We start from the raw sequence: 13,153 nt of genomic DNA on the forward strand, positions 1-13,153 counted from the left end.
CTCGCGCAAAAAAACGGCCGCGCCGTCCGATGGGGACGGCGCGGCCGTTTTGGCGCGGGCTTGCAGGAGGTTAACGGGCGTTCATGCCGCTCCTCAGACGGAGCGACGCCACGCGCGCTTCAGGCACGAGTCCTTCCGCGGCGGCGCGGCCGAGGAGCGCGTCGACGGCGGCGAAGCCGTCCTCGCCCAGATCGCGGGTGAAGCCGTTCACGTACAGGTCGATATGCGACTTGGCGACCTCGGGCGACAGCTCCTGCGCGTGCGACATGACATACTCGCGGGAAGCCTCGGGATTCGCCCAAGCATAATCGACGGAAGCGCGGATCCAGCCGGCCACCGCCTCCAAGTCGAGCGAGCGCTTCGCGACGATGGCGCCGAGCGGAATCGGCAGGCCGGTATCTTGCTCCCACCAGCTGCCCAGATCCTGCAGCATCGCGAGGCCGTACTGCTTGTAAGTGAAACGGGCTTCGTGGATGACGAGGCCGGCGTCGATCTCGCCGCGCTGCACGGCGGGCATGATCTGATGAAAAGGCATGACGATGATCCGTCCGATGCCGCCGGGGACGTTCCGGGACGCCCACAGACGGAACAGCAGATAGGCGGTCGAGCGTTCGCTAGGCACGGCCACCGTCTTGCCCGAGAGCCGGGCGGGGTCGGACTGTCCGTCCGACGGCCCGCCCGCGGTGAGCACGAGCGGCCCGCAGCCGCGGCCGAGCGCGCCGCCGCAAGGCAGGAGCGCGTAGTCCGGATGCGTCCACGGCAGGGCCGCGTAGGAGATCTTCATGACCTCCGGGCCGTCCGTGCCTTCGGACAGGCCGTTGGTGATATCGATATCGGCATAAGTCACGTCAAGGCGAGGCGCGCCGGGGATCAGGCCCGCCGACCAGGCGTGGAATACGAACGTATCGTTCGGACAAGGGGAATACGCGATTTTCATTAAAGCTCAGCCTCCTTAAAAATGGCGAACGCGGCGGACAGCGCCGACAGCGCGTCGCCGATCCGCCAAGCGTCGCGATCCCGCGGGCCGACCGCGTTCGAGATCGCGCGCAATTCGATAAACGGCTTGTCCGCATCGGACGCGGCGACGGCCACGCCGTAACCCTCCATGCCCTCCGCCACCGCCCCGGGCACTCGCGCCGCGCGCAGGGCCGCGGTGGCGGCCGTGCCCGTGGCCGTCGACGCGGTCACGATCGGACCGGCGGCCGCGACCAGCCCGGCCCTGTTCAGCGCCTGCAGCAGCGCTTCTGCGAGCGAAGCGTCCGCCGCGACGCCCGAAGCGCCGAAGCCGAGCTCGTCGACCGAGGCGAAGCCGTCCGCCGTCTCGACGCCGAGGTCGGCGGCGACCGAGGCGGTGCCGATCGCGAGCGTGCCCACGGGGGCTAGCTCGGGATACCCTCCGGCGATGCCGGCGCTGACGACGAGCGTCCAAGCCTCGCCGCCTGCGAGCGCGGCGGCCGTGCGTGCGGCCGCGCTCGCGGGCCCGACGCCGCAAAGTCGCACGTCGAAGCGGCGGTCGCCCTCCAAGCCGCGGAGCACCGCGTCCCGTTCCGCTTCTACCGCGGTCATCACGAGGACGCGGGCTTCGGAAGGGAGTCCCGTCTTACCCGGGCTTCCCGTTAATTCCGCCATTCTTTTCATCTCCATTTCGTCCCATATCGTTCATGTCCCGTCACGGAGGCATCGTTCTATTTTACCGCAGTTGCCCGCGGCAGTGAAGGGACGGCCGGGACAGTCCGAGCTGGCGAATAAAAAGACAGCCCCGCCGGCGCGGACCGGCGGGACTGTCGAAACGCGTATGGATGGATCACGACTTCGGCTTGATCGCTTCGAGCGGCTTGTGGTTGCCGTACTTCGGATATTCGCGCGTCGACGGCGCCGCCCACTTGGCGGCATTGCTGAGCACGCGGCGAACCTGTTCGTTGTAATAGGTCGGATACGTCTCGTGCCCGGGGCGGAAATAAAAGATCTTGCCCTGGCCGCGATGGAACGTGCAGCCGGTGCGGAACACTTCGCCGCCTTCGAACCAGCTCACCATGACCAACTCGTCCGGCGCCGGGATGTCGAAGTGCTCGCCGTACATTTCCTCGGCTTCGATGTCGATGTACTCGCCGATGCCATCTGCGATCGGATGGTTCGGCGCCACGACCCAGATGCGTTCCTTCTCGTCGGCTTCGCGCCACTTCAGGTCGCAGGACGTGCCCATCAGCTTCTTGAAGATCTTGGAGAAGTGACCCGAGTGAAGCACGATGAGTCCCATGCCGCGCAGAACCCGGGCGTGAACGCGATCGACGATCTCGTCCCTGACGTCGCCGTGCGCCATATGGCCCCACCAGAACAGCACGTCCGTCTCGCTGAGCACTTGCTCGGACAAGCCGTGCTCCTCGTCGTCGTCGAGCGTCGCGTAGCGAACCTCGAACGCGTCCGTGCCGAGTCCTTGCCCGATCGCGGCATGAATGCCTTCGGGATACACCTCGCGTACTTTTTCGTGCGTTTTTTCGTGGCGGTGTTCGTTCCATACGGTGACTCTGATACGCTGTGCCATTTAGCTGCAGCCTCCCGATCGTCGTTTTCTTGTTTATGCTTTCTTGTTATCAGTATAGACAATCGGAGCATGCCGGAATATGTCTGATCTTAATTCATTTGTATTCAAAAGTGTTATACTGCTTGATGAAGCTACTAAAGAGGTGAATGATCGCAGATGCCGAACGCCATCGACACGCACGCCGACGCGGTGAACGAAAAAGTCGTATACCAGAATCCGCTGCTGTTCCTCAAGGTATGGGAGCTCGAAGGCGTCGAGCGGGTTCGCAGGGCGACGGACGCCTGGCATTGGCATTATCATAAAGAAGTGGAGTTTCTGGCGATCTTCGAAGGCGGTCTCGAGGTCCAGACGATGACTTCGCTGACGACGCTCGGTCCGGGAGACGTCATGGTCATCGGCTCGTCCCGGCCGCACCGGACATGGAGCCTGAACGGCAAGCCCGCGCGGTATCTCGTTTTCCAAGTGGATCTCGTGCGGCATTTCGACCAGAGCATTCTGCCGTACCTGCACCATTTCTCGGAGCTGACCAGTCCGCTCGAGGATCTGAACTACATATTCGAAGCGAGTCCCGCCGCGAGAAACGAGGCCCATGCGCTGATCTCGGAGATTTACGACGAGACGTACAGAGGGAAAACGGGATACGAGATCGCGGTCAGCGCCTCGATCAAGCGCCTGCTGCTGCTGCTGCTGAGGGGCGACGACCGCGGCGTGCTGCGGGGCACCGAAGAAGCCGGCATCGCGCGGATGAGGCCGGTGCTGGATTACGTGGAGAGCCGTCTCGGCGAGAAGATCGCGGTGGACGACGTGCGCCGCCTGCTGGGCATGAGCTACCACCACTTCATCAAGACGTTCAAGCGGACCATGGGCATCCCGTTCGTCGACTACGTCAATTACAACCGAATCAAAAAGGCCGAACGCCTGCTGCTCACGACCGACCTGAGCATCATGGAGGTCAGCTTCGAAGTAGGCATCTGGAACATGGCGCAGTTCTACAAATTGTTCAAGCGGCACAATCAGCATTCGCCCAAAGAGTTCAGGCAGCGGATGCGCAATTGACGGCGAAAATTCGAAAACAATCCCTTGACAAATCGGACGGGATGTCACCCTATATGTAGTATGAGCGGGCCGACGCCAGCAATTGTCTGTCCGTCTTTTTTTTGCGAATCGACTGCAATCGACCGCAGCCCTTGCGTGGCGCGGGTTTTGCGAATTCCTGCCTGCAAGTCATAAATTTTAGGCCGCTCCATGGATTGACAGCCACAATATATTGATATAAATTTATAAATGTCCTCAACATATCGGTTTGAACTCCGCGGCGCTTGGTTAAGAGACGGTAGCGGAAAATGACGATAGGTTGACCCGGCAAGCCAATGCCGGCGGTGCAAACAACAGGATATTCGGCGGGTTTTCGACGGCTGCATCGCAGCACAAGCGAAAGCTTATTTCGTGATGCCCGCAAAGCGGATTTCCATGTGCCGATTCTTCAAATTCATTACATATTTTGATTTTTTAAGGAGGTATTGCGCCATGCTGATCGCATACGCATCGAAGACGGGGAACGTACGGAGGTTCATTAACAAGCTGAATCTGCCGGCGGTGCCGATCGACGGGACCGAGACGTTGGACGAGCCGTTCGTCCTCGTGACCTACACGACCGGATTCGGGCAGGTGCCGGACAGCGTGGCGTCCTTCCTGGAACGCAACGCAAGCAAGATGATCGGCGTATCGGCCAGCGGCAACCGCAATTGGGGAGACGGCTTCGCGAAGAGCGCGGACACGATCTCCGAGCGGTACGGGGTGCCGGTGCTTTATAAATTCGAACTGTCGGGCACGCAGCGCGACGTCGATAATTTCAAGCGGGAGGTGAGCGCAGTTGCGGCATATTGAATTGAACAACCTGCTGATGCAGCGCGACGCTGACGGATTCTTTCAATTGGACAAGGACCTGGAGGCCGTCGATGCGTTTATGGAAGAAGTGAAGCAGCGCAGCCTGTCGTTCACGGGGCATCTGTCCAAGGTTCATTATATGATCGAGAACGACTACTACGAGGACGTATTCGCGAAGTACAAGGAGCATGAAGTCGAAGAGGTGTACCGGATCGCGCACGGCTACGACTTCAAGTTTCCTTCTTATATGGCGGCCTCCAAGTTCTACACCGACTACGCGGTGAAGAGCAACGACCGCAGCATCTACCTGGAGCACTACCCGGACCGCGTCGCGATCGTCGCGCTGCACCTGGGACGCGGCGACGTCAATGCGGCCCACCTGCTGGCGCAGGCCATGATGGAGCAGCGCGTGCAGCCGGCGACGCCGACCTTCCTGAACGCGGGCAAGAGCCGCCGCGGCGAGATGGTGTCCTGCTTCCTGCTGGAGATGGACGACGCGCTCAATTCGATCAACCACGTGCTCGGCACTTGCATGCAGCTGTCCAAGATCGGCGGCGGCGTCGCCGTCAACCTGTCCAAGCTGCGCGGGCGCGGCGAGAGCATCAAGGGCGTCGAAGGCGCCGCGAAGGGCATCATGCCCGTGCTCAAGCTGATGGAGGACGCCTTCTCCTATGCCGACCAGATGGGTCAACGCAAGGGCTCGGGCGCCGGCTACTACAATATTTTCGGCTGGGACGTCATGGAGTTCCTCGACAGCAAGAAGATCAACGCCGACGAGAAGACGCGCCTCAAGACGCTGTCGATCGGCCTGATCGTGCCGTCGAAGTTCTACAGGCTGGCCGAAGAGAACAAGCCGCTGCACGTATTCGCGCCGTATACGGTGTTCAAGGCGTATGGCACGCACCTCGACGATATGGACCTCGACGAGATGTACGACACGCTGCTCGCCGACGACCGCGTGAAGAAGAAGGCGATCATGACCGCCCGCGACATGCTCGTGAAGATCGCGACGACGCAGCTCGAATCCGGCTATCCTTACATTATGAATCGCTCCAACGCGAATAAGGATCACGCGCTGAAGGATATCGGCGCGATCAAGATGTCGAACCTGTGCACGGAGATCTTCCAACTGCAGGAGACGAGCGAGATCGGCGACTACGGCCAGCCCGACGTCATCCGCCGCGACATCAGCTGCAACTTGGCTTCGCTGAACATCGCGAACGTCATGGAGCACAAGAAGATCAAGGAATCGGTCCACGAGGGCGTCATGGCCCTGACCGCCGTGAGCGACATGACGACCGTCGCCAACGCGCCGGGCGTCGCCAAGGCGAACCGCGAGCTGCACTCCATCGGCCTCGGCGCGATGAACCTGCACGGCTATCTCGCGAAGAACAAGATCGCTTACGAGAGCGACGAAGCGAAGGATTTCGCCCGCACGTTTTTCATGAGCATCAACTTCCACTCGATCGAGAAGAGCATGGATATCGCGAGGAAGTCAGGCATCACGTTCGACGGCTTCGAGAAATCCGAGTACGCGAAGGGCACGTACTTCGACCGCTATACGGAGACGGACTACACGCCGCGCACGGACAAGGTCAAGGAGCTGTTCGCCGGCATCGCGATTCCGACGCAGCAGGATTGGGCGCAGCTTCGCGCGGACGTCATGACGCACGGCCTGTGCCACGCGTACCGCCTGGCGATCGCGCCGACGCAGAGCATCTCGTACGTGCAGAACGCCACGTCCAGCGTCATGCCGATCGTCGAGCAGATCGAGACGCGGACATACGCGAACTCGACGACGTATTATCCGATGCCGTTCATGCGGCAGGATAACTTCTTCTATTACAAATCGGCCTATCAGATGGACCAGTTCAAGGTGCTCGATCTGATCGCGGAGATTCAGGCCCACGTGGACCAAGGCATCTCCACCGTGCTGCACGTCAACAGCAACGTGACGACGCGCGAGCTGGCCCGCTATTACATTTACGCAGACAAGCTGGGATTGAAGTCCCTGTACTATACGCGGACGAACCGTCTGTCCGTCGAAGAATGCATCGCCTGCGCCGTATAAGACGGCGCGGCGAATCTGAAGGAGATTAGACTATGGCAACGCATAAGGCGGTCAACTGGAACCGGCCCGACGACGATTTCTCCGCGATGTTCTGGAACCAGAACATCATGCAATTCTGGACGGACGAAGAAATCCCGCTGTCCGACGACAAGATGTCGTGGATGGAGCTGAACGACGACGAGCGCGATCTGTACATGAAGGTGCTGGGCGGCCTCACGCTGCTCGATACCGTGCAGGGCGGCGTCGGCATGCCGAAGATTCTGGAGCACGTCGAAGGCCTGCAGCGCAAGGCCGTGCTCGGCTTCATGGCGATGATGGAGCAGATCCACGCCAAGTCCTACTCCAGCATCTTCACGACGCTGGCGACGACGGAAGAGATCGACCAGGTGTTCGCTTGGGTCGAACGCAATCCGCATCTGCAGACGAAGGCGGAGACGATCGCCCAGTACTACAACAACATCAACACGCCGAAGGATCTGTACCTGGCGATGGGCGCTTCGGTTCTGCTCGAGAGCTACCTGTTCTACAGCGGCTTTTTCTACCCGCTTTATCTGGCCGGACAAGGCAAGATGACGAGCAGCGGCGAGATCATCGACTTGATCCTGCGCGACGAGAGCATCCACGGCGTATACGTCGGGCTGCTTGCCCAAGAGATCTACGCGAAGCTGGACGAAGACGAGCAGACGGCCGCATACGAGACGCTGAAGGGACTGCTTCGTTATCTGCATGACAACGAGGAGCGGTACACCGAGAGTCTGTACGGCACGCTCGGCCTGACCGGCGAAGTGAAGGCTTTCCTCCGTTACAACGCGAACAAAGCGATGATGAACATGGGCCTCGAGCCGCTGTTCGAAGACGAGGACATCAATCCGATCGTCCAGAACGGCATCAGCACGCGGACCAAGCAGCACGATTTCTTCTCGAAAAAGGGCAATGGCTACGTTCGCACGACGAACGTGCAGCAGCTCCGCGACGAGGACTTCGTATTCTAATTCGTTGACCGAGCTTCGCTAGACAACTCTATCTATAGATACTTAACATCTCCCGCAGCCGGATTGCCGGTTGCGGGGTCTTTTTTTATAATTTCCTCCGGAGTCCAGGATCTCCCAAGACCAAAGTCTGTCCCGCAAACCGCACCTGCGCCAGATTCCTTTGCATTCGCGCTTTGTTAAGCTAAAGCCATAGAGAATCCATGGCGGGGAGCGGGCGAACATGAACGACGGGAAGCGCAATGACAATCGGGAGAAAAGCATTTATATTTTATTGACCGATACGGGGACGTTGTTCACCACGATGATCAAACGGTTCACGGCTGCGCCCTACAATCATGCTTCGCTCGTTTTCGGCGCGGATTTAAGCGAGGTATACAGCTTCGGACGGAAAAAGCCGACCAATCCTTTTGCGGGCGGATTCGTCGAGGAGGATGTATATTCGGGTACCTTCAGCCACTTCCCGAATACGCATTGCGCGCTGCTGCGTCTGCGGGTTACGCAGCGGCAGTACGAGGAGGCGCGTCGTGTCGTCGGTAACTTCAAGCGGCAGCGGGAGCAATACCGATACAACCTTATCGGGCTGCTCGGCGTGCTGCTGGACCGTGAAATGGGCGCGGACAAGGCTTATTTTTGCTCCCAATTCGTGGCGGAAGCGCTGCGGGAAGCCGGTCTGAAACTATGGGACCGGCCGTCGTCGCTCGTGACGCCGGACCATTTTAGAGGGCATGCCGAGTTGGAAACGGTGTACGAAGGTCGCCTGTACGATTATCCGCTTCTCGATCGCGCAAGGCTCGGTTACGGCGTCGAAGCGCCGGAATCTGCGATGGAGTGGGCAGTGTCGTAAATGTAATTCATTCGCCCGACGTTCGTCCGCCCCGCGGATCGCGTGTCGGGTTATAATTGGTTTGACAATGAGAATCATTATCAATAAAATAAAGCTAAACGAATAACCGACGTGGCGGAAAGGAAGTTGATCATGTACTGTGCTTCTCCGATTACGGATCGACTCTACGCGAAGGAGGGGAGCAGTCATGCAGGCTGACGGGTGGAAGGAGCTCGATCATCTGTGGTTCAAGCTCAGAAGAGCGAAGCGAATCGCGAAAAGTAATGCGCAAGTCGGCATTTCCCTGTCGCAGGGAAAGGGATCCTATACGCTGCTCGCGGTGACGGAAGGACGCGGCGTGCTGTTGACCGACGGTCAAGCGTTCGGCGTCGAAGAAGGGACGATCTATGTCGCTGAGCCAGCAGCATCGATGACCCTCTTGCCGGAGGGCGAAGCGACGACGGAGCTTTATTTGTTTTCCTTCGACGTCATGCGGGACCGAACCCGGGAAATGGCCGGCGAATCGCGGGCGGAGCTTCTGCCGATGCCCCAAGCGGGCAAGCCCCTGCGCATCCCGCCGGTATCGCTCTCCGCGATGAGCCGCGCCGCATACGGCAGCATGACGGGCCAGAGCGGACTCGAGCGTTTTCGCAGCCAGTTCATGTTCCAGGAGCTTCTCCATCGCGTATTTAACGAGTGGATGGCCGAGCCCAGCGACGAGCTCAATATCGCGCTGGAGCATCTGCGTACTTATATCGAGCAGCACTACTATGAACCGTTGTCGGTCAAACGGCTCGCGGGATTGTCCAAGATCAGCCCGCGGCACCTGGTGCAAATGTTCAAGGATAAATATAAAGTCGAGCCGATGGAATACGTCCGAACGCTAAGGGTGCAGCGGAGGAAGGCGAAGACGATGACGGCAGGCCAAGCCTGAGATCCGGAGCGCGAGCATAGCCGAAGCCTGAAGCGCCGAAGCGCGAAAGCGAGAGCCGCCCGCAACGATCAGCCGGGATGGCCGATTCCGCCGATTGCGAGGGGCGGAAGGGCTGTCCCGGCTTGCTTGCGATACTGCCCGGGCGCGCAGCCGACGACGCGCTTGAACAGCGCCGCGAAGTGGGACATGTCCTGATAGCCTACGGCCTCGGCGACGGCGGCGAGCTTCCAATCAGTATCGCGCAGCAGCCGGCAGGCTTCGCGCATGCGCAGCGACTGCTGATAGGCCAGGGGCGTCATGCCGGTATATCGGACGAACAGCCGCTGGAATTGCCGTTCGCCGATGCCGGCTGCGGCTGCCAATGCGGAGGTCGAGAGCGGCGTCGCATACGCCGCGTGGAGGAGGCGAAGCGCCTCCTCGAGCCCGGTTGGAGCGGCAGCGGCGGCCGGAGCGCGCTCTTCGCCAAGGCGAAGCAGCAGGATCAATAGATCGAGCAGGAGTACGTGCAAGGCGGCTACGCGTGCGGAGCGCCGGGCCCGGTGTTCGAGATGCATCCGTCCGAAGAGCCGTTCGCATTCCCCGTCCGCGTCGCGGAAGTAGCGAATGTCCGGTTGCTCGAGCAGCGCCGTCAAAGGGGCGCCTCCCGGCATGCCGCGCAGCAACTCGCCGAACCGCTCCGTATGAACGAGGCAATTGCGGACGACCAGCGGACGGGATCGGGAAGGCGAGACGGGCCTGAACACATGAGAGACGCCGACGGGGATGAGAACGATGTCCCCTTGTTGTACGGCGACGGGCGGCTGGTCGGTATGGTGAACGCCGCTGCCCTCGGACACGTAGCTGATCTCGAGAAAGTCGTGGCGATGCTCGTGCAAGTCGTAGCTTTCGACCGCGCGATTGACGGAAATCGGCAGGTCGTCCTCAAAATACTTTTCCCCGTACAAGATGCGAATGTCCCGTCTAACCATGCGTGCCGCCTCCCCTTCGAGCGAATGTCGGATTTCCCCTGATCGAATGTCGGGATCGCCGCGATTCAACCGCTGTTTTTCATTATAAGATGAAGGCGGTTGCATGAAAAGCGAGAGGAGCTCGAAAATGCCGCTAACGATCAAGGAAACGACTTGCGAATATAAGCGCAGCCCGCTTGGCATCGACACGCCGCACCCGCGGCTGTCCTGGAAGCTGGAAAGCGAAAAGCGCGGAGAAGTCCAAACCGGATACCGGATCCAAGTCTCGGCAGGCGCTGAGAAATTTGACGAGCCGCTGTGGGATTCCGGCCGCGTAGAGAGCGAGGCGTCGGTCCTGGTCCCGTATGCCGGTCCGGAGCTTCGCTCGCGGACGAGGTATTATTACCGGGTAAAGGCGTGGGGCCGCGACGGGACGGAATCGGCTTGGAGCGAGACCGCCTGGTGGGAGGCGGCGTTGCTGTCGGCGGACGAATGGCAGGCGAACTGGATCGGGGCGGACCCGGCCGTGCTGGACCCCGACGATGAAGCGTCGCCGCTGCTGCGCAAAACGTTCGAGCTCGATGGGGAGATCGCGTCGGCGCGCATCTACGCGACGGCGGCAGGCTTGTACGAGCTGTATCTGAACGGCGAGCGGGTCGGCGAGGATCTGATGGCGCCCGGTTGGACGAGCTACGCGAAGCGTCTGCAGTACCAGACGTACGACGTGACGCATTCGCTCTCCCAAGGCATCAACGCGCTCGGCATCGCCTTGGGCAATGGCTGGTACAAGAGCGAATTGGCCAAAAAGAACAATCGGTACGGCAACCGCCGGGCGGCCTTGCTGCAGCTGCACGTCCTGTTCGCGGACGGGAGCGAACAAGTCGTCGTCACCGATCCTTCCTGGAAGGCTTCGACGGGCGGCATCCGATTTTCGGAAATTTATCACGGGGAAACGTTCGATGCGCGGCTTGAACCCGCCGAATGGCGTACGGCCGAATTCGACGATTCAACGTGGCGTGCGGCGACGGCGGCCGAGCCGGGGACAGGTCGACTCGTGGCGCAGGAGAATTGGCCCGTTCGCGTGACGGAGCGGCTCCTACCCGTCGCGCTGCTGCGGACCCCGGCGGGCGACACGGTGCTGGATTACGGCCAGAACTTAGTCGGTCGCGTGCGGCTGCGGCCGAACGTACCGGCAGGGACGACGATCAGGCTCAGGCATGCCGAGATTTTGGATCGCGACGGCAACGTGTATTACGGCAATCTCAGGGGCGCGCGGCAAGAGCTCGTCTATACGGCTTCTGGCGAAGCGGGCGAAACGTATGCCGCCGCGTTTACCTTTTTCGGCTTCCGCTACGTGCAGGTGGAGGGCTATCCCGGCCAAGACGAGGCGGGGCTGCCCTTCGAGGCGTTCGAAGCCGATGTCGTCCATTCCGACATGCCCGAGACGGGCCGATTCGAATGCTCGAACGAGCTGATCAATCGGCTGAACCTCAACATTCGCTGGGGACAGCGGGGCAACTTCCTCGACGTGCCGACGGATTGCCCGCAGCGCGACGAACGGCTCGGCTGGACGGGCGACGCGCAAGTTTTCGTGCGGACGGCGGCCTTCCTCTATCAGGTCGGACCGTTTTTTGCCAAGTGGCTCCACGATCTGGCGGCCGACCAGCATCCGGACGGGGGCGTGCCGTTCGTCGTTCCGAACGTGCTTCAGGGCCACTCCTCGGCGGCATGGGGCGACGCGGCGGTCATCTGTCCGTGGACGATCTATCAATGCTACGGAGATAAGCGTCTCCTCGAAGAGCAGTTCGACAGCATGAAGGCTTGGGTCGAATACATGCGCGCGCAGGGCGAAGACGAATATTTGTGGAATACCGGCTTCCATTTCGGCGATTGGCTCGGGCTCGACGCCAAGGAGAACAGCTACATCGGCGCCACGCCGAAGGACTTCATCGCCACCGCCTATTACGCCTATTCGGCGCGCCTGGTCCGCGACGCGGCAGTCGCGCTGGGCAAAGCCGCCGACGTCCGCTACTTCGGCGATCTGTACCATCGCGTCAGCGACGCGTTTCGGCGCGAGTTCGTCACGCCAGGCGGCAGGCTCGCGGCGCCTACGCAGACAGCGCACGCCCTGGCGCTCGTCTTCGGGTTGGTCGAAGGCGAGGTCAAGACGCGGGTCGCCCGCGAGCTGAACGAGCTGGTCGTGAAAAACGACCATCATCTAACGACCGGATTCGTCGGCACGCCTTATCTTTGCTTCGCGCTGTCGGACAACGGCTATCACGACACGGCGCTGAAGCTGCTTATGCAGGAGAGTTACCCATCCTGGCTGTATCCCGTGAAACAGGGCGCGACGACGATCTGGGAGCATTGGGACGGCGTAAAGCCGGACGGAACGTTTTGGAGCGAGCATATGAACTCCTACAACCATTATGCGTACGGCGCGATCGGCGACTGGCTGTACCGCCGCGTTGTCGGACTGGACGCTGGAGACGGAGGGACGGCGTACCGGGACATCCGCATCGCGCCGCTGTTCGGTGGATCGGACCTGAGCTTTGCGGCCGCGACGCTCGAATCGCCGTACGGCACGATTCATTCGGGGTGGCGTCGCGCGGACGACGAGATCGCGCTCGACGTGGCGCTGCCGGCCGGCACCTCAGCCACGGTACGTCTGCCGGCCGCCGATGTCGCTCGCATCCTGATTGACGGCAAGCCGGCCGACGCCTCGGAAGACGCGGCGGTCCTGCATGCCGGGGAAGGATTCGTGGAACTAAGGATCGGCTCGGGTCGATACGTATTAACCTGCCCGGCATAAGCAGAGGGCGGCCGACGCTTGATCCCATTCATTGACGATTTGCCCCCGCGCGGCAGCCGGGGGCATTTTCGCGTGTCTATTGATTTGTAAACTATTATTTCGAATTAAATAGTCAAATTACAATAACAATTAGCCTAAACTTTAC

Annotated in this window: 11 protein-coding genes and 1 pseudogene; 7 read left to right on the forward strand and 5 right to left on the reverse strand. The window is 60.8% G+C overall.

The annotated features are described in order from the left end of the window. Window positions 1–70 precede the first annotated feature (70 nt). The 3 genes from BM235_RS15255 to BM235_RS15265 form a co-directional block, all read right to left on the reverse strand. The gene (locus tag BM235_RS15255) at window positions 71–937 is read right to left on the reverse strand and encodes a 1,4-dihydroxy-6-naphthoate synthase (RefSeq protein ID WP_090114703.1); all 867 of its coding nucleotides are present in this window, start codon (window positions 935–937) and stop codon (window positions 71–73) included. Then, entirely contained in the window at window positions 937–1,629 is a 693-nt protein-coding gene (locus tag BM235_RS15260) for a futalosine hydrolase (RefSeq protein WP_199408953.1), read from the reverse strand. Before BM235_RS15260 ends, BM235_RS15255 begins: the two co-directional genes overlap by 1 nt. Window positions 1,630–1,804: 175 nt before the next feature. Further along, window positions 1,805–2,542, reverse strand: a complete 738-nt coding sequence (locus tag BM235_RS15265) for a ThuA domain-containing protein (RefSeq protein ID WP_090114707.1) — start codon at window positions 2,540–2,542, stop codon at window positions 1,805–1,807. 156 nt (window positions 2,543–2,698) lie between these two features. Here BM235_RS15265 and BM235_RS15270 point away from each other — a divergent pair, with 156 nt between their 5' ends. The 6 genes from BM235_RS15270 (at window position 2,699) to BM235_RS15295 (ending at window position 9,249) form a co-directional block, all read left to right on the forward strand. Further along, window positions 2,699–3,598 carry a helix-turn-helix domain-containing protein gene (locus tag BM235_RS15270; protein ID WP_090114709.1) on the forward strand — a complete coding sequence of 300 codons (900 nt, stop codon included), beginning with the start codon at window positions 2,699–2,701 and terminating at the stop codon, window positions 3,596–3,598. A gap of 471 nt (window positions 3,599–4,069) precedes the next feature. Next, the gene (nrdI, locus tag BM235_RS15275; protein WP_090114711.1) at window positions 4,070–4,429 is read left to right on the forward strand and encodes a class Ib ribonucleoside-diphosphate reductase assembly flavoprotein NrdI; all 360 of its coding nucleotides are present in this window, start codon (window positions 4,070–4,072) and stop codon (window positions 4,427–4,429) included. Continuing rightward, entirely contained in the window at window positions 4,416–6,500 is a 2,085-nt protein-coding gene (gene nrdE / locus BM235_RS15280; RefSeq protein ID WP_090114713.1) for a class 1b ribonucleoside-diphosphate reductase subunit alpha, read from the forward strand. Before nrdI ends, nrdE begins: the two co-directional genes overlap by 14 nt. Before the next feature lie 32 nt (window positions 6,501–6,532). Continuing rightward, a complete protein-coding gene (gene nrdF / locus BM235_RS15285) occupies window positions 6,533–7,492 on the forward strand; it encodes a class 1b ribonucleoside-diphosphate reductase subunit beta (RefSeq protein WP_090114715.1) in 960 nt (319 codons plus the stop codon). A 220-nt stretch (window positions 7,493–7,712) separates the two neighbouring features. Beyond that, a complete protein-coding gene (locus BM235_RS15290; protein ID WP_090114717.1) occupies window positions 7,713–8,336 on the forward strand; it encodes a C40 family peptidase in 624 nt (207 codons plus the stop codon). Window positions 8,337–8,523: 187 nt separating this feature from the next. Further along, complete coding sequence (locus tag BM235_RS15295) at window positions 8,524–9,249, forward strand: AraC family transcriptional regulator (RefSeq protein WP_090114719.1); 726 nt, start codon at window positions 8,524–8,526, stop codon at window positions 9,247–9,249. Window positions 9,250–9,317: 68 nt separating this feature from the next. Here BM235_RS15295 and BM235_RS32975 read toward each other — a convergent pair whose 3' ends face one another. Continuing rightward, window positions 9,318–9,803 carry a helix-turn-helix domain-containing protein gene (locus BM235_RS32975; RefSeq protein ID WP_369803521.1) on the reverse strand — a complete coding sequence of 162 codons (486 nt, stop codon included), beginning with the start codon at window positions 9,801–9,803 and terminating at the stop codon, window positions 9,318–9,320. A gap of 60 nt (window positions 9,804–9,863) precedes the next feature. Then, a pseudogene (locus BM235_RS32980) lies at window positions 9,864–10,400 on the reverse strand (cupin domain-containing protein); the annotation flags it as partial. Here BM235_RS32980 and BM235_RS15305 point away from each other — a divergent pair. Then, entirely contained in the window at window positions 10,345–13,008 is a 2,664-nt protein-coding gene (locus BM235_RS15305) for an alpha-L-rhamnosidase (protein ID WP_090114724.1), read from the forward strand. The pseudogene BM235_RS32980 and the gene BM235_RS15305 sit on opposite strands and share 56 nt — an antisense overlap. Window positions 13,009–13,153 lie beyond the last annotated feature (145 nt).

Source organism: Cohnella sp. OV330, assembly GCF_900112065.1.
Taxonomy (GTDB): Bacteria; Bacillota; Bacilli; order Paenibacillales; family Paenibacillaceae; genus Cohnella.